The organism is Pantoea sp. BS_8 (assembly GCF_041954965.1).
GTDB lineage: Bacteria > Pseudomonadota > Gammaproteobacteria > Enterobacterales > Enterobacteriaceae > Pantoea > Pantoea stewartii.
The window spans coordinates 40,270-64,520 of sequence record NZ_JAVAXU010000010.1; the positions used below are offsets into that span (position 1 = coordinate 40,270).

The following is a 24,251-nucleotide window of genomic DNA, read 5'->3' on the forward strand; positions in this document are numbered from 1 at the left end:
TTCGGACATAGTATTGGAATGGCGATCTCAGGATCAACGTCTGATGTTGCCTGCCGGATGCCAGATGCTACTCTGCACTTTTACCTGCGCAGGAGATCACTGTGATTCGCTTTGCCATTGTGGGAACGAACTGGATAACGCGTCAGTTCATCGAGGCGGCACACGAAACCGGCAAGATGAGGCTGTGTGCCGTCTATTCACGTACCCGGGAGCAGGCGGCGGCATTCTGTCATGACTATCCCTGCGACCAGCGCTTTACGTCGCTGGCGGCCATGGCCGCCTGTCCTGACATCGATGCCGTCTATATCGCCAGTCCCAACGCCCTGCATTGTCAGCAGGCCATGCTGTTTATGTCGCAGGGCAAGCACGTCATTTGTGAGAAACCGCTGGCCTCGAATCTGCACGAGGTCGAAGCCATGATCGCCTGCGCCCGCCAGTATCAGGTGGTGCTGTTCGAAGCCTTTAAGACCGCCAGCTTACCCAACTTTATTCAACTCCAACAAGGGCTGCCTGCGCTTGGCACAGTGCGCAAAGCGCTGCTGAACTATTGTCAGTACTCGTCCCGTTATCCGCGTTACCTGAACGGCGAACATCCCAACACCTTCGATCCTCGCTGGTCCAACGGGTCCATCATGGATATTGGCTACTATTGCCTGGCGGTCGCCGTCACGCTGTGGGGCGAACCCCGGCAGGTGCTTGCCTCGGCCACCCTGCTGGAAAGTGGCGTGGACGGCCACGGCACCGTGAATCTGAATTATGGTGAGTTTGATGTCACGATAGTGCACTCAAAAGTCAGCGACTCGGTACTGGTCAGTGAAATTCAGGGGGAAGCGGGATCGCTGGTGGTGACACGTATTTCTGAGTGTCCATCTGTGACCTTTATTCCGCGTGTCGGGGAGAAACAGGATTGGAGCCAGCCTCAACACATCAATACCCTGCTGTATGAAGCAGAAACCTTTGTACGACTGGTAGAACAGCGCCATGTCAGCCATCCGGCGCTGGACATTTCCCGTAGCGTTGCAAAATTACTGACCGAGATCCGACGTCAGACCGGCGTGGTCTTTCCGGCCGACAGTGCCTGAGTGTAAATATTTCAAAATATGACGGGCAGACGATTGATTCCTGACGGCCAGCCACGTAATTTATCGGCTTGCAAAGGGGAGTAACTTGTAAGCTGATTGATCGTCACTACGTTGCGTACGCATCCGGTCATCAGGCAACCCAGAATCCATTCCTGAGTTGTAAGTGAGACCTTGCCGGAAGGCGAGGTTTGCTTACACAGAATAAGCGGCTGACGTCTTCTGACCTCAGCCGTTTTTTTATTTCAGACAGGATACGATTATGCAAACTGTAGGTACGCCACTTCTCTGGGGCAGTTTTGCGGTTGTAGTACTTATCATGCTGGCGATTGACCTGTTCCTGCAGGGCCGTCGCGGTTCGCAAACCATGTCCTTCAAACAGGCTGCCGTCTGGTCGCTGATTTGGGTCTCCGTCTCGCTCCTGTTCAGTGCGGCGTTCTGGTGGTATCTGGACGGTACCGCCGGGCGTGACGTGGCGACCAGTCAGACGCTGGCTTTCCTGACCGGTTACGTGCTGGAAAAATCGCTGGCGGTAGACAACGTCTTTGTCTGGCTGATGCTGTTCAGCTACTTCTCTGTTCCGGCCAACCTGCAACGCCGCGTCCTGATTTACGGTGTACTGGGCGCTATCGTTTTGCGCACTATCATGATTTTTGCGGGTAGCTGGCTGGTAACGCAGTTTAGCTGGATCCTCTATGTCTTCGGTGCCTTCCTGCTGTTTACCGGTATCAAAATGGCGATGGCGAAAGAGGACGATGCAGCCGTAGGTGACAAACCGGTTGTGCGCTGGCTGCGTAAACATCTGCGCATGACCGATACGCTGGACGGGGAAAAATTCTTTACGCGGAAAAACGGCGTGCTGTTTGCGACGCCGCTGCTTTTGGTACTGATCATGGTCGAACTGAGCGATGTCATTTTTGCCGTCGACAGCATTCCGGCCATCTTTGCCGTCACCACCGATCCCTTTATCGTTCTGACCTCAAACCTGTTTGCGATTCTGGGTCTGCGCGCCATGTACTTCCTGCTGTCTAACGTGGCGGAACGTTTCTCGATGCTGAAATATGGTCTGGCTGTCGTGCTGGTCTTTATCGGTATAAAAATGTTGATTGTCGATATCTACCACATTCCGGTAGCGATATCGCTGGGCATCGTTGGAACGATTCTGGCGTCGACGCTGCTGATCAACGCCTGGGTTAACCGTCAGAATGACAAAAAGAAGCTGAATAAGCCGTAACGGCACGGCAAGGAAAAACACGGAACAAGGGCGGCATGGGTGCCGCCCTTGTGATTTACAGCGTCACACCGCTCTTGAAAATCGCGAGCTCACGAAAATCATTTTGTTCGTTACGGGTGCGTTGCCCGTTGGCAATGGCCACAATCGTGTCCACGAAATCCGCCAGCAGCGCCTCCATGCTCATGCCCTCAACCAGCCTTCCGGCATTAAAATCAATCCAGTGCGGTTTCTTTTCAGCCAGCGGCGTATTGGTGGCCAGCTTAACGGTCGGTACGAATCCGCCGTAAGGGGTTCCGCGTCCGGTGCTGAACAGCACCATATGACAGCCTGCGCCCGCCAGGGCACTGGTCGCCACTGCATCATTGCCCGGTGCGCTTAACAGATTAAGGCCGGGTACCGTCAGGCGTTCACCGTACTTCAGTACGTCCACCACCTGACTTTGCCCCGCTTTTTGTGTGCAACCGAGCGACTTCTCTTCCAGCGTAGTGATGCCGCCGGCTTTATTGCCCGGAGACGGATTTTCATAAATAGGTTGATGGTGATCGATAAAGTACTGTTTGAAATCGTTGATCATTGCCACGGTTTTATCGAAGGTCGCGCGGTCGCGACAGCGCCCCATCAGAATGCGCTCGGCACCAAACATTTCGGGGACTTCGGTCAGCACCGTGGTGCCGCCGTTGGCGATCATCTGATCAGAAAAACGCCCCAGCAGCGGATTGGCGGTAATGCCTGAGAAGCCATCAGAGCCGCCACATTCCAGACCAAATTTCAGCTCGCTGAGTTTGCCCGGTGTACGGCGATCGTGACGCATTTTTTCGTACAGTGCGTGCAGGCGTTCCAGCCCGGCTTCTATTTCATCGTCATGCTGCTGGCAGACCATGAACGCAACGCGGTCGCTTTCAAACGCCCCTAATGTTTCACGAAAGGCATCGACCTGATTATTCTCACAGCCCAAGCCAATCACCAGCACCGCGCCCGCGTTTGGATGACGCACCATGTTTTGCAACATGGTGCGGGTGTTCTCATGGTCCTGACCCAACTGTGAACAGCCAAATGTGTGGCTGAAAAGAAACGCCCCGTCGGTTCCGGCCGCGTCCTGGGTTTCTTTCAGGAAACGCTGCAGAATTTGCCGGGCAATTCCGTTAACACAGCCGACGGTCGGTAAGATCCACAGCTCGTTGCGAATGCCTGCCTCACCGTTGGCGCGGCGGTAGAGCTGCACGTCGCGATCGCCAGGTTGAGGCGTTAAGGCTGGCGGCTCTGGCTGGTAGTCGTACTGGTCGAGATCGCTAAGATTGGTACGTGCATTGTGCGAATGCACCCGTTCTCCGGCCCCGATAGCCTGCGTGGCGTGCGCGATGGGCAACCCGTATTTCACGACCGTTTCGCCTTTCTCCAGCGAGTGTAAGGCAAACTTATGCCCCCGCTCCACGGCCTGTCGTAACGTCACGGGGTGATCCGCCAGCGCAATTGACGTCCCGATGTCGATATCCTGCAACGCCACGGCGACATTGTCCTGCGGATGAATTTTTATGGCGTCTTGCATCATGATCTCCGGTGGCTCAGCACGTCGCGTATTCCATACGCGAGAATGCGTTGCAGATGGTGGCTGACCGTTTCGGTCAGGCCGGGTAGCTGAGTTAAATCCTGTCCCCAGTGCGATGCCTCACCTAAAACCTGCTGAACCAACGCCGCGGGAGAAAGACGTTGTGCGCTGACGGCAGCCCAGCTCTCTGCATAACGCTGCAACCAGCACGGCTCGTCCTGCAAGGTCCAGCGCTTGTCTGCCTGTTCGCCCCGGTAAAACGCGATCAGGGCGGCAAGCGCAAACGTCAGGTTTGTTGGCCACTGGCCGGTTTGCTGATGGGCAGTCAGTAATGGCTGCAGCAAACGTGTGCGAAATTTGGTCATGCCATTAAGAGCGATAGACAGCAGCGCATGGTGGATAAAGGGGTTACGAAAGCGGCGCAGTACCGCGTCGGCGAAGGCGTTAAGCTCATCAGCGGGCAGATCGAGCGTTGGGATGATCTCTTTGCGCAGGAGATCGTCAATATACCCAGCGATCTGTATATCCTCCATCGCCTCGCCCACGCTCTCCAGGCCCGCCAGAAACGCCACCGGCACCATTGCGGTGTGCGCGCCATTCAGAATGGCCACTTTTTGGGCTTTATACGGGGCGATATCCTCCACCCGGCGCACGTTGGGTGCCAGCGCCGTCAGCCTGAGTTCGTCAAACAGCGCGGCGGGGCCTTGCAGAACGAACTGATAATAGACCTCACCCGCTACCAGGAAGTGATCCTGATAACCCAGTTGTGCCTCAAGCGCGGCGCTGTCGGCCGGAAACCCGGTGACGATGCGATCCACCAGCGTGTTATAGAACGCACAGCTTGTCATTACCCAGCGTGTAAAGGCGTCCGGTAACTGCCAGTGTTCGGCATAGCGCAGCACCAGCGCGCGCAGCATATCGCCATTATGATCGACCAACTCGCACGGCACGATAAGCCAGCCTTTGCTTTCGTCACCGGCAACGTGCTGATAACGCGCCCAAAGCAGTTGCGTCAGTTTGCCGGGAAAGCTGGCGGCGGGCGAATCGGTCAGCCGATCCGTTTCGCTAAACGCGATGCCCGCTTCGGTGGTATTCGAGAAAACAAAGCGTATGTCGGGCTGGCGCGCCAGCGCCATAAACGCATCGAACTGCGTGTAAGGCTGGATTTCACGGTTCACACTGCGGATCAGGCGGCTTTCGCTCACCGACTCACCCTGCGCGTTCAGGCCACGAACCAGGGTCGTATAAAGGCCGTCCTGCTGATTTAACGTGTCGCTGACTGCGCGATTGCGCGGCCTGACCACCACCACACCGGCATCCGTTCCCTGATGCTCATTGAGCCAGTCCAGTTGCCAGTCGATAAAAGCACGCAGAAAATTGCCTTCACCAAACTGAATCACGCGATCGTGGTAGACCGCGCCGGGAAAGTCGTGGCGGTTCAGCCGCGTCATCATCAGGCTCCCAGCTCAATGCCAAAATAGTCGCGCGCATTGTTAAAGCAGATGTTTTGCACCATCTGTCCTAACAAGGCTTCATCGGCCGGGGCTTCGCCGTGATCCACCCAACGACCAATCATCTGACACAGCAGACGACGGAAATACTCGTGGCGGGTATACGAGAGGAAGCTTCGGCTGTCGGTTAACATGCCCACGAAACGGCTCAGCAGACCGATTTGGGCCAGCTGCGTCATCTGACGTTGCATGCCATCCAGTTGATCGTTAAACCACCAGGCGGAGCCAAACTGCATTTTCCCGGCCTGGCCTTCTCCCTGGAAGTTGCCGGCCATAGTTGCCAGCACTTCGTTGTCACGCGGATTCAGGCAATAAAGGACCGTTTTAGGCAGCGCATTATTGAGGTTTTGCGCACCCAGCAAACGAGCCAGCGGTTCTGCCACAGGCTGATCGTTAATGGAGTCAAAACCGACGTCCGCGCCTAACAGCCGGAACTGGCGCTGATTAGTATTGCGTAACGCACCAATGTGGTATTGCTGCACCCATCCGCGACGGGCGTACTCGCCGCCCAGCCAGACCAGCACCGCCGTTTTGAACTGGGCAATCGCCTGTGCATCGGGTTTGGCACCACTGCGACGGTGCGCCAGAATCCTGTCCAGCGTCGTTTCATCGGCCTCGGCATAACACACGACATCCAGCGCATGATCGGAAATCTTACAGCCGTGTGCGGCAAAGTGGTCCAGCCGTTTGCTGAGCGCCTGACGCAAATCATCGAAGCGTTGCACGCTGACATCGGTAAGGCTTTCCAGCTTTTCAATCCACGGCAGGAAGGTGTCCGCTTCGATGTTGAACGCTTTATCCGGACGCCAGCTTGGCAGCACCTTAACGTTGAAACTGCCGTCTTCGGCGATCGCACGATGGTGCACCAGATCGTCCAGCGGATCGTCGGTGGTGCCGACCATTTTCACATTCATCTGCTGCATGATACCGCGCGCGGTGAAAGCGTCCTGAGCCAGCAGATCGTTACAGCGCTGCCAGATCTCATCCGCCGTTTTTTCTGACAACAGGACGCCGGTAATCCCGAACGGGCGGCGCAGCTCCAGGTGCGTCCAGTGGTAAAGCGGGTTGCCGATGGTGTGCGGTACGGTCCGTGCCCAGGCATTAAATTTCTCGCGATCGCTGGCATCACCGGTGCACAGCGCCTCAGCCACGCCGTTTGCCCGCATCGCGCGCCATTTATAGTGATCCCCTTTCAGCCAGATATCGTAGAGATTGGCAAAACGGTAGTTTTCAGCGATCTGCTGCGGCGGTAAATGGCAGTGATAGTCGTAGACAGGCTGGTCTTTGGCGTAGTCGTGGTAAAGACGACGGGCAAACTCTGTGTCCAGCAAAAAATCCTCGGTCATGAAACGCGACATAAAAAGCTTCCTTATGGGATACACCCTGAATGGCTCAAAGTTATCATACCAATTTTCACTGACTGCCGTTTTTTTTACGACTCAGGTCACATTTAAGCGAGATTTGTCCCCCGAAAAGCGACCTTTTTGCCGCTGGCAGCGCGCTAACTGGCTGTGTTCTCATCTGTTTGCAGTATCCCACATGCGATTACGGGTTTTTGTGATGGCTTTCAACTTTTAAAGTTGTATAACAAGTTAGGCTCTCGCTTTACCGCAAGGTAACAAACTTCTGACATAAGGCAAGGCAGATAACGGTCGCTCAGGCAGGGCCGGCGGGCGTGAGCAGAGCTGTATCACGAGATGTCCCGCTCCAGATAACAACAGCGGTTTGACCGCATACACAACTGGAAGAGGTACAGAATGCGTAAGATCAAAGGATTACGCTGGTATATGATTGGCCTGGTGACGCTGGGGACGGTACTGGGTTATCTGACGCGTAACACTATTGCCGTAGCAGCGCCAACCTTACAGACCGAGCTGCACATTACCACCCAGCAATACTCGTACATTGTGGCGGCGTACTCCGCCTGCTATACCGTGATGCAGCCCGTTGCGGGTTATGTGCTCGACCTGCTAGGCACCAAAGTCGGTTATGCGGTCTTTGCCGTACTGTGGGCCACATTCTGCGCCGCGACCGCGCTGGCAGGCAGCTGGGGCGGACTGGCCCTGGCGCGTGGCGCTGTCGGTGCCGCCGAGGCAGCCATGATCCCCGCCGGGCTCAAAGCCAGTAGCGAATGGTTCCCGGCAAAAGAGCGCTCCGTCGCAGTGGGCTACTTCAATGTGGGCTCATCCATTGGTGCCATGGTCGCGCCGCCGCTGGTCGTGTGGGCTATTGTGGCGCACAGCTGGCAAATGGCGTTTATCATCGCAGGCGTACTGAGCATGATTTGGGCGCTGTGCTGGCTGGTGTTCTACAAGCATCCTAAGCAGCAAAACAAGCTGAGCGACGAAGAACGTAACTACATCATTTCAGGTCAGGAGTTACAGCATCAGACAGGTAACACGACCAAAATGTCGGCACTGCAGATCCTGCGTAACCGCCAGTTCTGGGGCATTGCGCTGCCGCGTTTCCTGGCCGAACCTGCGTGGGGCACCTTTAACGCCTGGATCCCGCTGTTTATGTTTAAGGTTTACGGTTTCAACCTGAAAGAGATCGCGCTGTTTGCCTGGATGCCCATGCTGTTTGCTGACTTTGGCTGTATCCTGGGTGGCTACCTGCCTCCGCTGTTTCAACGCTGGTTTGGTGTAAACCTGATCGTGTCGCGCAAAATGGTGGTCACAATGGGCGCGATATTGATGATAGGCCCGGGCACCATTGGTTTGTTCACCAGCCCGTACGTTGCCATCGCGTTGTTATGTGTTGGCGGCTTTGCCCATCAGGCGCTCTCTGGCGCGTTGATTACGCTCTCGTCTGACGTTTTTGGCCGTAATGAAGTGGCCACCGCCAATGGTTTAACCGGTATGGCGGCCTGGACAGCCAGCACGCTGTTTGCGCTGGTGGTTGGCGCGCTGGCAGATACGTTAGGTTTCAGTCCCCTGTTCGCTGCGCTGGCCGTGTTTGATTTGCTGGGCGCCATCGTCATCTGGACCGTCCTGAAAAATCAACCGGTGTCGGAACTGCAGACGCCGCATTCGCCTTCTCAGGCTGCGCCCGTTCGCAGCTAATCTCCCGGGCTGGCCTGCGCCAGCCCTTTTCTTCAGTTACAGCAAAGTGGTATAACAACTTATCTGCTTGTTACTTTGGATCGTGCTATGGACCTCACCGAATCGCGTCGACTTTATCAACAACTGGCCAGCGAATTAAAACGGCGCATTGAAAATGGCGTTTATCAGGTGGGAGACAAGCTGCCCGCAGAACGTCTGATTGCCGAAGAAATGCAGGTCAGTCGCACAGTGGTCCGCGAAGCCATCATCATGCTGGAAGTAGAAGGCTATGTTGAGGTGCGCAAAGGCTCGGGTATTCATGTGATAGCCAGCCAGCAGCAAACCCGTGTGGCTGAGTCCAGCAGTCAGTTGGAGTTCGCCACCTTTGGTCCCTTTGAACTCCTTCAGGCGCGTCAGCTGATTGAAAGTAATGTCGCCGAATTCGCCGCCACGCAGGTAACGCGTCAGGATATTGTCGACCTGATGGCGATTCAGGAGAAAGCCCGTCAGGAGGACCATTTCAGGGACTCAGAATGGGATATGCACTTCCATGTTCGTATTGCGCAGTCCACGCAGAACAGTGCCCTCGCGGCCATTGTCGAAAAAATGTGGCTGCACCGGTTACACAATCCCTACTGGCTCAAACTGCACGAGCATATCGATCAGCGCAGTATTCTCAGCTGGTGTGACGATCACGATCAGATTCTTAAAGCACTCATCCGCAAAGATCCTGCCGCCAGTAAGCTGGCAATGTGGCAACATCTCGAAAATACTAAGCAGATGTTATTTAACGCCACCGCCGACGATTTTGAATTTAATGTCGACCGCTACATGTTCAGCGAAAATCCGGTTGTCTTACCTGATGCCGATACGATTCAGCGCTAATCTGGCCTAAAAACAGTCAGTTAATCTGCAATAGTGTCAGAACATGTAAAACTCCTTTTTACATCGTAATGGAGAGGGTAAAACTCCTGTTCGTTTAGGAGTAGTTCTGTCTCCGAAGCTGGATTTTTGTTACAGTTATCACCCTTTTCTTACCTTTTGCGTTAAGGGCTTATCAAATCGCTGATTTAACAATCAGTTCTGGAAGGATCCAGACATGCATGCTCAGACGGTCACCCCAGAATTTATAACTAACTGTCAGTCTGCGCTTTAGTCCCTGTGGGACATGTTCAACGATGATGTTCGGGAATGATTGATGGAAATTTTGCAAGCGCTGCTGCATGCCTTATGGCAACAGGATTATGAAACGCTTTCTGATCCAACACTGGTGTGGGCGATTTACGGCGTTTTATTCATGATTCTTTTTCTGGAAAACGGTTTACTGCCCGCCGCTTTCCTTCCCGGGGACAGTCTGCTGATTCTGGTTGGCGTGCTGATTGCCAAGGGGACAATGAGCTTCCCGCTGACGATCCTGGTCTTAACAACAGGTGCCAGCCTTGGCTGCTGGGTCAGCTATATTCAGGGCCGATGGCTCGGCAATACGCCCACCGTACAAAACTGGTTATCGCACCTTCCCGCCCGCTATCATCAGCGGGCCCATAATCTGTTTCATCGCCACGGATTATCCGCCTTACTGGTTGGCCGTTTTATCGCCTTTGTCCGCACCTTACTGCCCACGATTGCCGGGCTGTCCGGTTTAAGTAATGCCCGTTTCCAGTTTTTTAACTGGATGAGTGGCTTCCTGTGGGTGGTGATTCTGACCGTTCTGGGCTTCGCGCTGGGTAAAACCCCTATTTTTCGGCGTTATGAAGATGAGCTGATGTTCTTTCTGATGATGCTGCCGCTGGTGTTACTGGTGGTGGGATTAATCGGTTCGCTGGTTGTTCTCTGGCGCAAGCGCCGTGCAAATCAGCGGGGGACCGGCTTATGAAAACATTACAGGCCATACCTAAACACTGGCGGCCCTGGTTGATTGGCGGTGCATTCGCGCTGATTGCGATAAGCCTGGTACCAGGTCTGATGCGCCATGAAAATGTGGTACAGATTCGTGTTTCGCATGCGGGTGCCCCGATGCCGGACGGCTTTTATTTATACCAACAGTTGAGCGCGCAAGGTATTCGCATCAAAAGCATCACACCGGCAGGTGATGCGCTGGTTATTCATTTCGACAATGAAGAGCAGAGCCTGGCCGCGCAAAAAGTGTTGCGTCGCTTGCTGCCTGAGGGCTTTATCGTCGCGCAACACGATCAATCGCCTCACCTCTCTCTCGCCTGATGCGCGTTTCTTTATACGTTCAGCGTTTATCGACTGCGCGCTGAACGTTTCCCCGTATATCGGTGATCTTTGGACTTTTTCCACCTGATGTCTATGCTTAAACTAAGTCGGGTTTCAACGCACACCGTGAAGCGGTTGCGCCGCGTTGATGTAAATCAGGCAACAATGGAAGGTACTACGCCTAATGAAAAATAAATTACTGCTGGGCATCGTGTTGTTTTCGCTTTCAGGTTCATTGATGGCGGCGGAATCGCTGTGCCAGCAAAAAGAACAGGACATACAGCACGAAATTGAGATGGCGAAGAAGCATAACAATCAGCGCCGGGTAAACGGCCTTGAGCGCGCCCTTACTGAGGTGCGCGCGGGCTGCACGGACAAAAAGCTGAAAGCTTCACATCTGGAAAAAATCAACGCGCAGAAACAGAAAGTGGCTGAGCGTGAACGCGAACTCAAGGAAGAGCGCGATGAAGGTCATGATAAGGACAAGATAGCAAAACGCGAACATAAGCTGGAAGAAGCACGCCAGGAGCTTAAGAAGTTACAGGCGGAGCCCTATTAATCGGATTCACTCTACTGATGTTAAAGGAGTATTTTATGTCTAAAGACACATCATCGGAACATTTGCGTGCTGAGCTGAAAAACCTGGCGGATACGCTGGAAGAAGTGCTGAGCAGCGGCACAGAAAAATCGAAAAGTGAACTGGATAAACTGCGTCATAAAGCGCGCGTGGCGCTGGACAGCTCCCGCGAGCGTTTAGGTGAATCCGGCGAGCGCCTGGCAGCCACTACGCGCGAAGCGGCACAAAAAGCAGACGGTTATGTACGTGATAACCCGTGGCATGGTGTCGGTATTGGCGCGGCGATCGGTGTCGCTATCGGTATGCTGATCTCGCGTCGTTAACCATGACCGATTCACAGCAGAACCACGGACCAGCTAAAGGGGTGATCACGATTGGTCAGCGTATCGTTACGACGCTGGTCAGTATGGTCGAAACACGCGTTCGTCTGGCAGTGGCAGAGCTGGAAGAAGAAAAGGCCAATCTGATACAGATGTTGTTGATGCTTGGCCTGACGATGCTTTTTACTGCTTTTGGCCTGATGAGCCTGATGGTGCTGATTATCTGGGCAGTCGATGCGCAGTACCGTCTTATGGCGATAGCCATCACCACCGGCGTACTGTTCCTGCTGGCGTTGATTTTTGGGCTCTGGACACTGCGTAAATCACGCCAGTCGACGCTGCTGCGTCATACGCGTAAAGAGCTGGCCAACGATCGTGATTTGCTTGAGGATAACCGCTAATGAGCCGCCGCGAACGTGAAGCGCGTATAGAAGAGTTGCTTAAACAGGTTCAGCAACAGCGCCTTGATCTCAGCGCGGCGCGGCGTGGCTGGCTCGAAATCACGGCACCTTACGACCGTGGCTGGTTTACCTTTTTGAGCCTTAAACGCTATCTGGCCATTGGCAGCAGCGCGTTAGCGATTTACTCCATCCGCAGTCCCAACCGCCTGTTACGCTGGGCTAAGCGCGGCTTTGGCCTGTGGAGCACTTGGCGCATGGTTAAGTCAACCTTCCCCCCGCGCTGACATCACCAGGCCAGTCCATTGTGGCTGGCTTTTTCTTTTGTCAGATTTACTGAATAACATCGACAGTTTATATCGCTTACAACTGTCACGCCTCGCGACTATCATCTCCAGCTATCAGCCCAGCGGTTTGCTATCAGGCGGCCAACGGGAATATTCACTGCGGGCATTCCTGCCTTGCAAACTTATAGCGTTGGAGTAGATGATGAAAAAATTCGAAGACAGTGGTTTGTTGGCCGCCCGTATCCTGATGACCATTCTGTTTATCACCGCAGGCTGGGGCAAAATTACCGGTTATGCAGGTACACAGCACTACATGGAAGCGATGGGCGTCCCCGGCTTCATGTTGCCACTGGTTATCCTGCTGGAGTTTGGCGGCGGTCTGGCGATCATGTTTGGCTTCCTGACCCGTTTCACCGCGCTGTTCACCGCGGGCTTTACGATTCTGACCGCTTTCCTGTTTCACAGTAACTTTGCCGAAGGCGTGAACCAGTTGATGTTTATGAAAAACCTGTCTATCGCTGGCGGTTTCCTGGTGTTGGGTCTGGTTGGACCGGGCGCGTACAGCATCGATCGCCTGATCAGTAAAAAGCCACAGGGTGTTCTGGCGCGCTAATTCACCGCCAGCAATCCCGCTTTAGCTGAACGCACCGGCTGCTTTTTCCGGTGCGTTTTGCTTTTTTGCTGCCTGCCGTCTCGCCGCTTTTCCGGTACCGCGGAGAAACGCTTAAGGTAAGCCTAATCTACGCATGAAAATATAGTGTCCTGTTCTTTTCATTTCAGGATTGCTATGAACATGTCTTACAGGCAGTGGCTCCCTCATCACGATGCGCCTTTTTTTCGACGTCTCCATCTCTTCGTTGCCGTCCTCATCCTTTCCCAGATCATCAATTCCGGTTTCACCGAACGTGAAGCGCTGGGCGGGCACAGTCTGGAAACGGTGATCACCTGGTTTCATATCCTGTCTGGCCTGTTACTGATTGTCGCCGGATTCGCTATGCTGATCTGGATGCGCATGCAGCGCGGCTTACACTGGTACTTTTCGTGGCTGACGCTGGATTTTCGCGGTATTCGGGACGATCTCGCCTGTCTGGCGCGCATGAAATTACCCGACGCGCACAGTGGCGGCATCGCTGCCACCGTACAGGGGCTGGGCGTTAGCGCGTTGCTTGTGGTGGCCTGCTCGGGCGCGCTATGGTTTTTACTTAACAGCACATCGTTCGCGTCGCCGGGTCTGACGCATGCAGTGCTGCACTGGCACAGGTTCCTGACCACGTTTGTCGAAATCTATTTCTACAGCCACGGTGCAATGGGCGTGCTGCATATTCTGCTTTCGCACTATGAAAATAAGCGTACCCGTCGGGTCGCTGATCACAGGGATAACGAATGCAAGACAGTGAAACGCATAAAATAGAACACGCAGGCTGGCTGCGCGCGGCCGTTCTGGGGGCTAATGACGGGATTGTCTCAACCGCGAGCCTGCTGGCAGGCGTGGTGTCAGCCAGTAGTGCCCCCCACACGGTGTTGCTCGCCGGGCTGGCGGGAATCGTCGGCGGCGCGATGTCGATGGCCACGGGAGAATATGTCTCCGTGTCTTCACAGTCAGATAGCGAACAGGCCTCTCTGCAGCAAGAAAAAGCCGAGCTGGAGGCTGACTTTGCGGCGGAAACCGTTGAACTGACGGCGATTTACCAGGCGCGCGGGCTGTCTGCTGACCTGGCTCATCAGGTAGCAGAGCAACTGATGGCCCATGATGCCCTGGCCGCACATGCCCGGGACGAGCTGGGCATTACCGACTTCAGCAGCGCGAAACCTCTTCAGGCCGCGCTGTTTTCCGCTATCAGCTTTGCCTCCGGCAGCGTGCTGCCGTTTGCTGTCGCCCTGCTCATTACCGGGCCCTTCGCCCTGCCCGCGATTGCATTGTCGGCCCTGCTGGCGCTGGCACTACTGGGTGCCCTGGCAGCTAAAGCGGGCGATGCGCCCGTACGCAAAAGTATCATGCGCATCTGCTTCTGGAGCCTGCTGGCAATGAGCTTTTCGGCGACCGTCGGCTACCTTACGGGTCAGGTACTGGGCTAGCCGCATAAGGCCGTCCACGAGCCCCATCAGGCATTCACGGGCTGGCCCACCACCAGCCCAAGCTGACTGGCCAGAACCCGGCCTGAAACAGATTCACCGTCCGGGCCCTGCCCTTGCAGGATTTCGAGTTGCCCTTGTCCACAGCGAATGATCAGGGGCGATAGTGATACAACCTCACCCGCACGCCCGCTGTTATCGCCGTTCATCACCCGGGTTTGCCAGACGGTAAACCTTTGCGTGCGGGTAAAGCTGAACGCCCCCGGCCAGGGAAAGTCCAGCGCCCGAACCAGATTGTGGATATTGACGGCACTGTCCTGCCAGTGGATCTCGCCGTCCTCGGGTTTGCGGCTGCCCCAGCAGCTGGCGGCCCGTTCATCCTGCGGTGTTTCTGTCAGCTCGCCCGCCACCAGCGCCTTAAGCCAGCCCGGCAACATCTTGCCCGTCGTTGCCACTAAGCGCGTATGCAAGGCCAGAGCATTATCTTCCGGCAGAATATCCACCGCCTGCTGCGCCAGTATGGGACCGGCATCTGGCCGTTTAATCATGCGGTGCAGCGTAACGCCTGTACGGGTTTCGCCCTTGATAATGACCCAGTTGAGATGGGCGCGGCCACGGTAGGCTGGCAGCAGCGCGGCATGAACGTTATAGGCGCCTTTTGTTACCGAAGACAGAATGGCCTCGCTCAGTACCTGACGGTAGGAGAAGCAGAACAGGTAGTCCGCGTCGAAACTGGCGATACGGGCCTGCCACTCGGCGGTATTCACCTCCTCGGTGATAAATACCGGAATAGCGTGACGACGCGCCAGCTCAGCAACGGAACCATAAAATGGTGTGGCGTTGCCGGGATCGGCATGGGTAAACAACGCACTGATACTGAATCCGGCATCCAGCAGCGCCTGTAATCCGGTACAGGCCATTTCATGGTATCCAAAGACGACGGCTTTCATTGCACTTTCCTTTTTCTCTCCGCCTCTCCGCACGGACAGGCTGGTGGAATGAGATGCCTGGGGCAGGCAGAATGTCCGACATCATAAAGGAATCGTTACCGGTTTACGTCATCAACCCTTCTCTCAGTGAGAGGCCGTTGAGACGATGGCACAAAATGTCTGACGCCATGCGCGCACAACGCTGTCGCAGTCGCGCATCACCACCTATGGTTAATCAGACGAGAACATTTCATTGCACGACAGAGAGTGGAGACAAGATGGGCCAGTTAATTGATGGTGTCTGGCATGACACCTGGTATGACACAAAATCAACCGGCGGGCGTTTTAAGCGCTCGGAATCCGCATGGCGCAGTTGGGTCACGCCGGATGGCAGCGCCGGCCCGAGTGGCAACGCCGGGTTTGCGGCAGAGCGCGATCGCTATCATCTTTATGTATCGCTTGCCTGTCCCTGGGCACACCGTACCTTGCTGATGCGTCAGTTAAAAGGGCTGGAGAACATGATCGATGTGTCAGTCGTGCATCCGCTGATGCTGGAAAATGGCTGGACCTTCGATGACAGCTTCCCGGCGGCAACCGGTGACAAGCTGCATCAAAATGAATTTCTTTATCAGCTCTATCTGCACGCGGATAAGGACTACACCGGTCGGGTGACCGTGCCCGTGTTATGGGATAAGCAGCAGAATACCATCGTCAGTAATGAATCTGCCGATATCATTCGCATGTTTAACAGCGCCTTCGACGGCGTGGGCGCACGTGCGGGCGACTATTATCCGCCGGCACTGCGCGACAAGATTGATGACCTCAACGGCTGGATTTACGACACGGTCAATAATGGCGTGTATAAGGCGGGGTTTGCCACGTCACAGGCGGCTTATGATGAAGCGGTTACGGCACTCTTTCAGTCGCTGTCCCGTCTGGAACAAATCCTGGGCCAGCACCGTTATCTGACCGGCGACACGTTGACCGAGGCGGATTTACGTTTATGGACTACGCTGGTGCGCTTCGATCCGGTCTACGTCACCCACTTTAAATGTGACCGTCACCGTATCAGTGACTACCTGAATCTGAGCGGTTTCCTGCGGGATATTTACCAGATGCCTGGCATTGCTGAGACCGTGAATCTGGCCCATATTCGCCATCACTACTACTGCAGCCATAAAACCATCAACCCGCACGGCGTAATCTCTGTCGGCCCGGCGTTCAACTGGGATGAACCTCACGGTCGCGGTTAACAGGATGACGCAGACCTGACATGGGGGACATGTCAGGTCAAAACGGCTGCGCGGCCCGTCAGAAAAACTTATACGCAATATTCAAAATCGTCAGCACGCCAATCGCGCTCACGAAAACGTTGTCAGCGCGGCCTTTATATTTCGCCAGCGCCGGAACCTTGCGGATAGCAAACATCGGTAACAGGCACAGCAGCGAGGCGATAATGGGCGCACCCATCGCCTCGATCAGGTCAAGAATATTGGGATTGAGATACGCCACCAGCCAGGTGGACCCCATAATAAAGACCATACTTACGGTGTTCAGCTTACGATGGGACACGGCGTCTTTATCACCGTGGTAGCGGAACTTGATGATTAACCCATTCAGCCCTTCCAGCGTGCCCAGATAGTGTCCAAAGAAGGATTTAAAAATCGCGACCAGGGCGATGACCGACGCGCTGTATTCCAGCACCGTGGAAAAGGTAGACTTTTCACCCGCCATACTGGAGAAGTGATTCGCCAGATAAGACAGCACAGGAATATTTTGTGCCCTGGCATCCGCCATGTCCTGCGGCGACAAGGTAAACAGACAGCTAAAGGCAAAGAACATGACCACTGCCACCATCAGGATGCTGGCGCGGGAGATAATCTGACTGCACTTGTTTTCTGTGTAGGTCCGGCCCATTTCCGGCTCGTACTCCTCCCGTTTCGACACCACGAAAGAAGACACAATGGGCGAGAAGTTAAACGAGAACACCATGATAGAAATGCCAAGCCATACCGTGACGAGAATGCCATCATGCCCGGTAAAGGCCAGATCGTTCAGGTGAACCTGATCGATAACGGCGCGATTCCAGTACGGGATGAGCGACAGTGAAATCAGCACCAGACTGGCAATAAACGGAAACACCAGCCAGCTCATCACTTTGACCATCAGATCTTTACCAAACCCAATCACAAACGCCATCAGCAGCAGCAGACACAGCGCGACGACGCCACGATTAAGTGCGGGCAACAGTAGCTGATATTGCCAGAACGCCATAAACGTGTTGGTGATGGTGACGCCATAAATCCATAACAGCGGGCAAATGGCAAAAAAGTAAAGAAAGGTGATGACCACGCCGCCGGTTTTACCGAAGTGTTCTTCTACGGTATCGGTAATATTGCCCGATACGTTACTGCCGGACAGGCACAGGCGCGCCAGTGCCCTGTGGCAGAAAAAGGCAATCGGATACGCCAGCACTAACATAATCAGAATGGGGATCAGGCCGCCATAGCCCGCTCTGATAGGAAAGAAAAGGACCCCGGCTCCAATGGCGGTACCAAAAAGTCCCAGTGTCCATGTGGTATCGGACTGACGCCAGATCGACGCTTTTTCCCGGTTGAGAATATTTTCAGAATTACTCATAACTTATCCTTTATGCGTCAGCGAGACCCGAAACCCGGGACAAATCAATATTGCCGCCAGAGAGCGTGTAAACGGTTTTCCGCCCCTGAATGTCATGGTCCACGTTGCGGCTGAGCGACGCAGCGCAGGCTAACGCACTGACGCTTTCCGTAACCATCTGGTTTCGCTGAGTCTGTTCAATCAAACACTTACGAATGTCGCCTTCACTTAGTCACCCCTTCTGATCGACCTGTTCGTTCATAACCGCGAAGGTGAGTTCACCCGAACAGGTGACATCGCGGCCATCCGCAAGGGTACTCGAGTACAACAATGGGGCGTCATGGTACCAGCAAAAATGGAGGCTGCCATACCGTCAGGATCAACAGATTGCGCACCGTTGACGGTAAACGCTGGATTCCTTGATCTCAGGGCAGCCACCCTACCGGCCCTCCGCCCATGGCGAAACCGACACCGAAAAGTTCGTCAGGCATCGCCAGACCGATGGCGCCCTACCCGGCAATACTGGGCATTTTCTTGCCAGCAGGGATAAAAACAGGGGATGAGTGCGCGAAAAAAACGCCCACTGGGTGAGTGGGCGTGATGAGGACATTACTTCTTGTCGCAGGCGACCGGCCAGGGCTTCGCGGGGGAGTTAAACGGATGGTACTGATAACACCAGGTTTCAGATACCACGTTTTCCTGCGCTTTCAGATAAAGCTTCAGCTCCACCGGGTCACCGTCCCCCGCCACCAAATCAAACTGCGCCAGCCAGTTGCCGGAGTCATCAGGCAGCTTAGAGACCAGCACGTTCTCAAACGTCCCGCGCGAGGCCGACAGCACGGCTTCCGGCGCAACGCCTGACGGCAGGTGATTCAGGTTGCCACCGTGGAATTCAACGGTGAATTTACGACTGTCATGCGGACGGTCAGATCCCGGCACGCCGCCACGTCCCAGTCGGGTCGCACCACAGCGCGCCAACGTTGAGGGATAAGGTTCATCGGACAGCCAGTGCAGCCGGTAATGGAAATGATGTTCATCCCCCGCTTTGGCTGGCGCATCCGGCACCCACATGGCGACGATATTGTCGTAAATTTCGTCATCGGTCGGTATTTCCACCAGTTGTACCGATCCTTTGCCCCATTTCCCTAGCGGTTCGACCCACAGGTCCGGGCGACGCTCGTAGTGCGCAGCATCCAGGTAGCTGTCAAAATTCCTGTCTTTCTGCAGTAATCCAAAGCCTCGCGGATTCTCGTCGTGGAAGCTTGAGGTGACCACACGCAACGGATTGTTCAGCGGTCGCCAGAGATGTTCACCGCTGCCGGTCCACATTGCCAGACCATCGGAGTCATGCACTTCGGGACGCCAGTCTGTCGCAGCCCCCTTGACCGTTTTTGAGAACCAGTACATGGACGTCAGAGGCGCGATGCCGAAACGCTGAATATCCTTACGCAGGAAAAGCGTGCATTCCACGTCCTGCACCACGCCTTTGCCACGATGCAGGATAAACTTGTAGGCACCCGTTATGCTCGGCCCGTTGAGCAGGGCATAGACCGTGAGGTTTTTGCTGTCATCTTTCGGCGCTTCGAACCAGAAATCCGTGAAATCAGGAAACTCTTCATCCACACCGGGCTGAACGGTATTCAGGGCAATACCGCGAGCGGACAAACCAAACTGCCCTAATTCACCAATAGCGCGGAAATAGGACGCCCCCATAAAGGAAATCCAGTCATTTTGGGGATTGGTTTTTAACGTGTCCTGGCTTGCCAGCACTCTGAAACCTGAAAATACGTTTCCTTCCAGCGCCGGCAACCTGACGCTTTTATCCGTCGTGGTGAAGTAATCAATATTTTGAATGATTTCGCGCGCGGCGTTATTTTCCACTACGTGCATTTTCACCGGCATGCGGTGCAGGCCGTTAACCATGAAAAAGGTGACAGGAAACCGCCCGGCATTTTTGAACAGGGCATATTCCGGTTTGTACACGGTCTTCATGTAGGCGTCATAGGTGATGTTGGACAACAATGACGGATCGAATTCGGTGGGTTTTTCGTAAGGTTTGGCTGCCAGCGCTTTAGCCCGGGCAATCAATGTCTGAAAATTAAATGTTTCGCTGTTACCCAGTTTGAGCACACCTGCTGCCATCGCGCCGGGAGAAATGCCTAAAGCAGATAAGGCAGCAAACGCCCCGGAATACGTTAATAAATCCCTTCTTGTAACCATGATCCACCTGTTTTTTTAATCTTCATTCAATGAATGCGTGCCCAATGGGGCAAAACGTAAAATCAGTGACGTCTGGCGAGCTGCCTTCAACTATAGACGAGAGAAACCGTTGCCTCCCAAACAGTTGGCAAGCCATCATGTAACACATCGGATGAGCGTATAGGGCATTGGCGAGAAATTGCATGGGATTTGCCTGAGAAACACACCCTCTGGCAACCGGCCGCTTATTTCCCCGATCAAAGGGTATAGCCCGGACGCCCGCACAGAACCGCCCTGCCGCATTTTTTTACCACGGCATCGTGAAACCATCCTGTATGACTCGCGCCTAACAGTGGCTCCCGTGGCAACGTCGTGCGCGTCTTTCCCCTGTGCCTGATGGAGACAGCAAAGCCTGCATAGCTGCGCCATAAAGCAAAAACCCCGCTTGCGCGGGGTTTGCATAAATAAGTCGAAACTGACCGATAAGCCGGGTTCTGTCGTGGACAGTCATTCATCTAGGCCAGTAATCGCTTACTGGCTCAAGCAGCCTACCCGGGTTCAGTACGGGCCGTACCATGTGAACCCCTATTTGGCCTTGCTCCGGGTGGAGTTTACCGTGCCACGGACTGTTACCAGCCGCGCGGTGCGCTCTTACCGCACCCTTTCACCCTTACCTGATCCCATTACTGGGCCATCGGCGGTTTGCTCTCTGTTGCACTGGTCGTGGGTTTCCCCCCCAGGCGTTACCTGGCACCCTGCCCTATGGAGCCCGGACTTTCCTCCCCTTTGCCCGTCTCCCTCAGAGAGGGACGACGACAAAGCGGCGACTGTCTGGTCAGCTTCGGCGCGCATTATAGAGCGTTTAGCCGGCGCTGTCACGCAGGCAAAACAGGCGGCTTACGCCTGCTGATCCAGCGCATATTTATAGAGGGCGTTCTTTTTCACCCCATGAATCTCCGCTGTCAGGGCGGCCGCTTTCTTTAGAGGCAATTCCTGCTGTAACAGGGCCAGTGTGCGCAAGGCCTCCGCTGGCAAAGCCTCTTCATCAGGCTGGTGGCCTTCCACAATCAGCACCATCTCACCTTTGCGGCGATTTTCATCCTCTTTGACCCAGGCCAGCAGTTCCGCCACGGGCGCACCATTGAGATTTTCCCAGGTTTTAGTCAGCTCACGCGCCAGCACGACATAACGATCGGCACCCAGCTCGGTCACCATGTCCTGCAGGCTGTCTAACAGACGGTGAGTCGACTCATAAAAAATTAAGGTGCGTGGCTCGTCGGCAAGGGCCCGCAGCGCATCACAGCGTGCCTTGGTTTTGGCTGGCAGAAACCCTTCGTAACAGAAACGATCAGACGGCAATCCCGCTGCGCTTAATGCTGTAATCGCTGCACAGGCACCCGGTAAAGGAACGATGCGAATACCGGCCTCCCGGCAGCGGCGAACCAGGTGGTAACCGGGATCGTTGATCAACGGCGTGCCAGCATCAGAAACCAGAGCTATGCTTTCTCCCTGTTGCAGCCTGGCGAGCAGGATGTCTGCTTTCTGCTGTTCGTTGTGGTCATGAAGTGCGAAGAGTCGCGCATTGATGGCGAAATGTTGTAGCAACAGTCCGGTATGACGTGTATCTTCCGCTGCGACCAGATCGACGCTGGAAAGTACCGCTAGCGCCCGCTGGGTAATGTCAGCCAAATTACCTATTGGGGTTGGCACGATGTAAAGCGTGCTGGCGGAAATGTCTGCCCGATCGAGTTGTTTCATTGTTTCATCCGAATTGCCGATTTAATATTGAGCATCTTGAAAAAAACATCACTGGATACAGTATGCTTCCTTCAAAAATCGTTCGTCATAAAGCAGGACGCTTTGTGCCTGTCCTTCTTGCTGGTCTGATTTTAGCCGCGTGTAGTGGCCAGGGTCCCAAAAGCCAGTCCGTAGACATTCAGGGGCCAGCCACCAATAATTCTGCTTACTATCTGCAACAGGTGCAGCAAAGCAGCGATGATAGCAAGACCGACTGGCAATTACTCGCAATCCGCGCCTTGTTAAAAGAGGGAAAATATCCTCAGGCCGACCAGGCGATTGGCGAACTGCCTAATCAACTGTCCTCAATACAGCAGCAGGAATTACGCTTGCTGAAAGCCCAGTCGCTGATTGGACAGCAAAAAGTGGCTGACACGCAGCAACTGTTGAGCCAGGTGAAAACCAGTGAACTGTCTCAGGATCAACTGGCGCGCTACTACGATTTGCAGATCGCCAGCGCACAGGGGAAAACCTCTCTGGCCCTGCTCCGTGCCTACATTGCCCAGGAACCGTTGCTGAAGGGTGACGCACGTCAGAAGAACATTGATGCAACCTGGCAGGCACTGACGCAACTGTCACAGCAAGACATGAACGCGCTGGTTATCAATGCCGATGAAAACATTCTGCAGGGCTGGCTGGATCTGCTGACCGCCTGGCACGCCAATGCGCAGGATGCCAACATGCTTAAGTCGGCCATTAAAGACTGGCAGACGCGCTATCCTGACAATCCCGCGTCCAAAACCTTGCCGACGCAGCTGAGCCAGGTGCAGAACTTCACCAAAGCGTCCACCAGCACCATCGCGCTGCTGCTGCCACTCAACGGTCAGGCTCAGATGTTTGCCAGCGCCATCCAGAAAGGCTTCAACGACGCGAAGAACGGTGTTATCCCGGCGGCACCTCAGGCAACGCCGGGCAGCGCACAGGATCCCATCGCGATGAATCAGCAGCAGCCTGCTGATGCCAACGCGGTTGTCAGCCCCTCAGCCGCGCCTACGGCAACAACGCAGACGGGCACGGCGCAGCAACCTGCCACGACCGCCCAGCAGCCTCAACAGCAGCAACAGCCATCGGCGCAACCGGCCAGTAATGCGCAGGTTAAAGTCTATGACACCAGCAGCCAGCCCATCGCCCAGGTGATGCAGCAGGCGCAACAGGATGGCGCGACACTGGTCGTCGGCCCGCTGTTGAAAAACAACGTCGAAACCGTCGCCAACAGCCAGACACCGTTGAACGTTCTGGCCCTGAATGAGCCGGAACACATCCAGAACCATCCCAATATGTGCTACTTTGCGCTGTCGCCAGAAGATGAAGCGCGCGATGCGGCTCACCATATCTGGGATCAGGGTAAGCGCCAGCCGCTGCTGTTGCTCCCGCGTAATGGCCTGGGCGATCGCGTCGCAACGGCCTTTGCGAAAGAGTGGCAGTCACTGGGCGGTGGCACCGTGCTCCAGCAGCGTTTCGGTTCGGTTTCAGAGCTTAAGCAGGGCATCAACAGCGGTGCAGGAATCAGCATGAGCGGGACGCCGGTGGTTATCCCTTCTGCGTCCCAACCGCAGAACGTGTCCGTTGCAGGGCTGACTATACCGGCCCCTCAAACCAGCGCACCGGCAGCCAGCGAATCGGGTGCGGTAGATGCGGCCTATATCGTGTCGACGCAGGATGAACTGCAGCTGATTAAACCGATGATCAGCATGCGCACCGGCAGCCGCAGTAACGTCGCGCTCTACGCCAGTTCCCGTAGTGCTCAGGCTGGCGCAGGCCCGGATTTCCGTCTGGAAATGGAAGGCCTGCAGTACAGCGATATCCCTCTGCTGTCCGGCGCCAATCCAGGCCTGATGCAGCAGGCCGCCCGGTCGTTTAACAACGATTATTCACTGGTGCGCCTGTATGCCATGGGGATGGATGCCTGGACGCTGGCTAACCACTTCAATCAGATGCGTCAGGTGCCTGGCTTCTCTCTTGATGGCAATACCGGCAAGCTCAGCGCGACGCCTGATTGCGTGATCAACAGGAAGTTGACATGGAACCAGTATCGTCAGGGCAATATCGTACCGGCCAGCTAAACCGCCGCCGTACAGGTGCCGAATATGAACAACGCGCCCGCCGCTATCTTGAGCGGGCGGGGTTAACATGGGTCGCCAGCAATGTGTACTATCGCGCAGGTGAACTTGACCTGATAATGCGAGACAACCAATGCTGGGTGTTTGTCGAAGTGCGTTACCGCCGTAACGCACGATTCGGCGGCAGTCTGGCCAGCATTACCCGACAGAAACAACACAAGCTGCTGCGTGCTGCCTCTCTCTGGCTGGCGCAACGCGGCGGCAGTTTTGAAACAGTGAATTGCCGTTTCGACATCATCGCCATTACAGGCCCGGCGCTCGAATGGTTGCCCAATGCCTTTAATGCAGACGTTTAGAACCAGGT

The 24,251-nt window shown here is 55.0% G+C and carries 24 protein-coding genes and 1 other RNA gene; 16 read left to right on the forward strand and 9 right to left on the reverse strand.

Translation table 11 applies throughout. The features are described 5' to 3' along the window. Positions 1 to 101 precede the first annotated feature (101 nt). Entirely contained in the window at positions 102 to 1,082 is a 981-nt protein-coding gene (locus RAC65_RS16940; RefSeq protein ID WP_375096931.1) for a Gfo/Idh/MocA family protein, read from the forward strand. Positions 1,083 to 1,341: 259 nt separating this feature from the next. Further along, the gene (locus RAC65_RS16945; protein WP_033739986.1) at positions 1,342 to 2,313 is read left to right on the forward strand and encodes a TerC family protein; all 972 of its coding nucleotides are present in this window, start codon (positions 1,342 to 1,344) and stop codon (positions 2,311 to 2,313) included. 55 nt (positions 2,314 to 2,368) lie between these two features. On the opposite strand, the gene RAC65_RS16950 is transcribed toward RAC65_RS16945, so the two are convergent. Genes RAC65_RS16950 through uxaC form a run of 3 tightly spaced genes read right to left on the reverse strand, consistent with a single transcriptional unit; the run spans position 2,369 to position 6,728 of the window. Further along, positions 2,369 to 3,859: a UxaA family hydrolase gene (locus RAC65_RS16950; protein WP_375096954.1), complete on the reverse strand. Its 1,491-nt coding sequence runs from the start codon at positions 3,857 to 3,859 to the stop codon at positions 2,369 to 2,371. Next, positions 3,859 to 5,310, reverse strand: a complete 1,452-nt coding sequence (locus RAC65_RS16955; RefSeq protein ID WP_375096955.1) for a tagaturonate reductase — start codon at positions 5,308 to 5,310, stop codon at positions 3,859 to 3,861. The genes RAC65_RS16950 and RAC65_RS16955 overlap by 1 nt, the downstream gene beginning before the upstream one ends. A 2-nt stretch (positions 5,311 to 5,312) precedes the next feature. Then, the gene (gene uxaC / locus RAC65_RS16960; protein WP_205955704.1) at positions 5,313 to 6,728 is read right to left on the reverse strand and encodes a glucuronate isomerase; all 1,416 of its coding nucleotides are present in this window, start codon (positions 6,726 to 6,728) and stop codon (positions 5,313 to 5,315) included. A gap of 399 nt (positions 6,729 to 7,127) precedes the next feature. On the opposite strand from uxaC, the gene RAC65_RS16965 reads away from it, so the two are divergent. The 11 genes from RAC65_RS16965 (at position 7,128) to RAC65_RS17015 (ending at position 14,286) form a co-directional block, all read left to right on the forward strand. Further along, positions 7,128 to 8,432: an MFS transporter gene (locus tag RAC65_RS16965; RefSeq protein WP_039341892.1), complete on the forward strand. Its 1,305-nt coding sequence runs from the start codon at positions 7,128 to 7,130 to the stop codon at positions 8,430 to 8,432. Positions 8,433 to 8,519: 87 nt separating this feature from the next. Continuing rightward, positions 8,520 to 9,296, forward strand: a complete 777-nt coding sequence (exuR, locus tag RAC65_RS16970) for a transcriptional regulator ExuR (RefSeq protein WP_006118304.1) — start codon at positions 8,520 to 8,522, stop codon at positions 9,294 to 9,296. 313 nt (positions 9,297 to 9,609) lie between these two features. Next, positions 9,610 to 10,284, forward strand: coding sequence for a DedA family protein (locus tag RAC65_RS16975; protein WP_006118305.1), 675 nt, complete (start codon positions 9,610 to 9,612; stop codon positions 10,282 to 10,284). Continuing rightward, positions 10,281 to 10,628, forward strand: coding sequence for an EnvZ/OmpR regulon moderator MzrA (gene mzrA / locus RAC65_RS16980; RefSeq protein ID WP_006118306.1), 348 nt, complete (start codon positions 10,281 to 10,283; stop codon positions 10,626 to 10,628). The genes RAC65_RS16975 and mzrA overlap by 4 nt, the downstream gene beginning before the upstream one ends. A gap of 184 nt (positions 10,629 to 10,812) precedes the next feature. Beyond that, a complete protein-coding gene (locus RAC65_RS16985; protein ID WP_033739991.1) occupies positions 10,813 to 11,187 on the forward strand; it encodes a DUF1090 domain-containing protein in 375 nt (124 codons plus the stop codon). Between the two features lie 35 nt (positions 11,188 to 11,222). Beyond that, positions 11,223 to 11,528, forward strand: coding sequence for a YqjD family protein (locus RAC65_RS16990; RefSeq protein WP_006118308.1), 306 nt, complete (start codon positions 11,223 to 11,225; stop codon positions 11,526 to 11,528). A 2-nt stretch (positions 11,529 to 11,530) separates the two neighbouring features. Further along, complete coding sequence (locus RAC65_RS16995) at positions 11,531 to 11,926, forward strand: phage holin family protein (protein WP_006118309.1); 396 nt, start codon at positions 11,531 to 11,533, stop codon at positions 11,924 to 11,926. After that, on the forward strand, positions 11,926 to 12,210 hold the full coding sequence (locus RAC65_RS17000; protein ID WP_006118310.1) for a YqjK-like family protein: 285 nt from the start codon (positions 11,926 to 11,928) through the stop codon (positions 12,208 to 12,210). Before RAC65_RS16995 ends, RAC65_RS17000 begins: the two co-directional genes overlap by 1 nt. A gap of 202 nt (positions 12,211 to 12,412) precedes the next feature. Beyond that, positions 12,413 to 12,823: a DoxX family protein gene (locus tag RAC65_RS17005; RefSeq protein ID WP_033739992.1), complete on the forward strand. Its 411-nt coding sequence runs from the start codon at positions 12,413 to 12,415 to the stop codon at positions 12,821 to 12,823. 174 nt (positions 12,824 to 12,997) lie between these two features. Beyond that, positions 12,998 to 13,621, forward strand: a complete 624-nt coding sequence (locus tag RAC65_RS17010) for a cytochrome b/b6 domain-containing protein (RefSeq protein WP_375096932.1) — start codon at positions 12,998 to 13,000, stop codon at positions 13,619 to 13,621. Next, complete coding sequence (locus tag RAC65_RS17015; RefSeq protein ID WP_375096933.1) at positions 13,594 to 14,286, forward strand: VIT1/CCC1 transporter family protein; 693 nt, start codon at positions 13,594 to 13,596, stop codon at positions 14,284 to 14,286. The genes RAC65_RS17010 and RAC65_RS17015 overlap by 28 nt, the downstream gene beginning before the upstream one ends. Positions 14,287 to 14,312: 26 nt before the next feature. Here the strand turns inward: RAC65_RS17015 and RAC65_RS17020 are convergent, their stop codons facing one another. Beyond that, complete coding sequence (locus RAC65_RS17020; RefSeq protein WP_054633049.1) at positions 14,313 to 15,233, reverse strand: formyltransferase family protein; 921 nt, start codon at positions 15,231 to 15,233, stop codon at positions 14,313 to 14,315. A 257-nt stretch (positions 15,234 to 15,490) separates the two neighbouring features. On the opposite strand from RAC65_RS17020, the gene RAC65_RS17025 reads away from it, so the two are divergent. Continuing rightward, complete coding sequence (locus RAC65_RS17025; RefSeq protein ID WP_006118315.1) at positions 15,491 to 16,465, forward strand: glutathione S-transferase family protein; 975 nt, start codon at positions 15,491 to 15,493, stop codon at positions 16,463 to 16,465. 58 nt (positions 16,466 to 16,523) lie between these two features. Here the strand turns inward: RAC65_RS17025 and tdcC are convergent, their stop codons facing one another. The 5 genes from tdcC to rsmI all read right to left on the reverse strand — a co-directional run bounded on the left by tdcC (position 16,524) and on the right by rsmI (position 21,788). Further along, entirely contained in the window at positions 16,524 to 17,852 is a 1,329-nt protein-coding gene (tdcC, locus tag RAC65_RS17030; RefSeq protein WP_054633048.1) for a threonine/serine transporter TdcC, read from the reverse strand. Between the two features lie 10 nt (positions 17,853 to 17,862). After that, a complete protein-coding gene (locus tag RAC65_RS17035; RefSeq protein WP_367143613.1) occupies positions 17,863 to 18,009 on the reverse strand; it encodes a hypothetical protein in 147 nt (48 codons plus the stop codon). 431 nt (positions 18,010 to 18,440) lie between these two features. Further along, complete coding sequence (locus tag RAC65_RS17040; protein WP_283785780.1) at positions 18,441 to 20,051, reverse strand: glucan biosynthesis protein; 1,611 nt, start codon at positions 20,049 to 20,051, stop codon at positions 18,441 to 18,443. A 446-nt stretch (positions 20,052 to 20,497) separates the two neighbouring features. Next, positions 20,498 to 20,873, reverse strand: an RNA gene (gene rnpB, locus RAC65_RS17045) — RNase P RNA component class A. Between the two features lie 54 nt (positions 20,874 to 20,927). Continuing rightward, positions 20,928 to 21,788, reverse strand: coding sequence for a 16S rRNA (cytidine(1402)-2'-O)-methyltransferase (gene rsmI, locus RAC65_RS17050; protein WP_006118319.1), 861 nt, complete (start codon positions 21,786 to 21,788; stop codon positions 20,928 to 20,930). Between the two features lie 62 nt (positions 21,789 to 21,850). Between rsmI and RAC65_RS17055 the strand changes: the two genes are divergently transcribed. After that, the gene (locus tag RAC65_RS17055) at positions 21,851 to 23,890 is read left to right on the forward strand and encodes a penicillin-binding protein activator (RefSeq protein WP_058702671.1); all 2,040 of its coding nucleotides are present in this window, start codon (positions 21,851 to 21,853) and stop codon (positions 23,888 to 23,890) included. Next, the gene (locus RAC65_RS17060) at positions 23,848 to 24,243 is read left to right on the forward strand and encodes a YraN family protein (protein ID WP_006118321.1); all 396 of its coding nucleotides are present in this window, start codon (positions 23,848 to 23,850) and stop codon (positions 24,241 to 24,243) included. The genes RAC65_RS17055 and RAC65_RS17060 overlap by 43 nt, the downstream gene beginning before the upstream one ends. Positions 24,244 to 24,251: the final 8 nt, after the last annotated feature.

Excerpts from the sequence above, each read along its gene's own strand:
- RAC65_RS16950 (WP_375096954.1), bottom strand. The coding sequence starts at position 3,859 with ATGCAAGACGCCATAAAAATTCATCCGCAGGACAATGTCGCCGTGGCG.
- RAC65_RS16975 (WP_006118305.1), top strand. The coding sequence starts at position 9,610 with ATGGAAATTTTGCAAGCGCTGCTGCATGCCTTATGGCAACAGGATTAT.
- RAC65_RS17035 (WP_367143613.1), bottom strand. The coding sequence starts at position 18,009 with ATGGTTACGGAAAGCGTCAGTGCGTTAGCCTGCGCTGCGTCGCTCAGC.
- rsmI (WP_006118319.1), bottom strand. The coding sequence starts at position 21,788 with ATGAAACAACTCGATCGGGCAGACATTTCCGCCAGCACGCTTTACATC.
- RAC65_RS17040 (WP_283785780.1), bottom strand. The coding sequence starts at position 20,051 with ATGGTTACAAGAAGGGATTTATTAACGTATTCCGGGGCGTTTGCTGCC.
- RAC65_RS17060 (WP_006118321.1), top strand. The coding sequence starts at position 23,848 with ATGGAACCAGTATCGTCAGGGCAATATCGTACCGGCCAGCTAAACCGC.
- exuR (WP_006118304.1), top strand. The coding sequence starts at position 8,520 with ATGGACCTCACCGAATCGCGTCGACTTTATCAACAACTGGCCAGCGAA.
- uxaC (WP_205955704.1), bottom strand. The coding sequence starts at position 6,728 with ATGTCGCGTTTCATGACCGAGGATTTTTTGCTGGACACAGAGTTTGCC.
- RAC65_RS17005 (WP_033739992.1), top strand. The coding sequence starts at position 12,413 with ATGAAAAAATTCGAAGACAGTGGTTTGTTGGCCGCCCGTATCCTGATG.
- RAC65_RS16965 (WP_039341892.1), top strand. The coding sequence starts at position 7,128 with ATGCGTAAGATCAAAGGATTACGCTGGTATATGATTGGCCTGGTGACG.
- RAC65_RS17055 (WP_058702671.1), top strand. The coding sequence starts at position 21,851 with ATGCTTCCTTCAAAAATCGTTCGTCATAAAGCAGGACGCTTTGTGCCT.
- RAC65_RS17010 (WP_375096932.1), top strand. The coding sequence starts at position 12,998 with ATGAACATGTCTTACAGGCAGTGGCTCCCTCATCACGATGCGCCTTTT.
- RAC65_RS16955 (WP_375096955.1), bottom strand. The coding sequence starts at position 5,310 with ATGACGCGGCTGAACCGCCACGACTTTCCCGGCGCGGTCTACCACGAT.
- RAC65_RS17020 (WP_054633049.1), bottom strand. The coding sequence starts at position 15,233 with ATGAAAGCCGTCGTCTTTGGATACCATGAAATGGCCTGTACCGGATTA.
- RAC65_RS16985 (WP_033739991.1), top strand. The coding sequence starts at position 10,813 with ATGAAAAATAAATTACTGCTGGGCATCGTGTTGTTTTCGCTTTCAGGT.
- RAC65_RS17000 (WP_006118310.1), top strand. The coding sequence starts at position 11,926 with ATGAGCCGCCGCGAACGTGAAGCGCGTATAGAAGAGTTGCTTAAACAG.
- RAC65_RS16990 (WP_006118308.1), top strand. The coding sequence starts at position 11,223 with ATGTCTAAAGACACATCATCGGAACATTTGCGTGCTGAGCTGAAAAAC.
- mzrA (WP_006118306.1), top strand. The coding sequence starts at position 10,281 with ATGAAAACATTACAGGCCATACCTAAACACTGGCGGCCCTGGTTGATT.
- RAC65_RS17025 (WP_006118315.1), top strand. The coding sequence starts at position 15,491 with ATGGGCCAGTTAATTGATGGTGTCTGGCATGACACCTGGTATGACACA.
- RAC65_RS16945 (WP_033739986.1), top strand. The coding sequence starts at position 1,342 with ATGCAAACTGTAGGTACGCCACTTCTCTGGGGCAGTTTTGCGGTTGTA.
- RAC65_RS16995 (WP_006118309.1), top strand. The coding sequence starts at position 11,531 with ATGACCGATTCACAGCAGAACCACGGACCAGCTAAAGGGGTGATCACG.
- tdcC (WP_054633048.1), bottom strand. The coding sequence starts at position 17,852 with ATGAGTAATTCTGAAAATATTCTCAACCGGGAAAAAGCGTCGATCTGG.
- RAC65_RS17015 (WP_375096933.1), top strand. The coding sequence starts at position 13,594 with ATGCAAGACAGTGAAACGCATAAAATAGAACACGCAGGCTGGCTGCGC.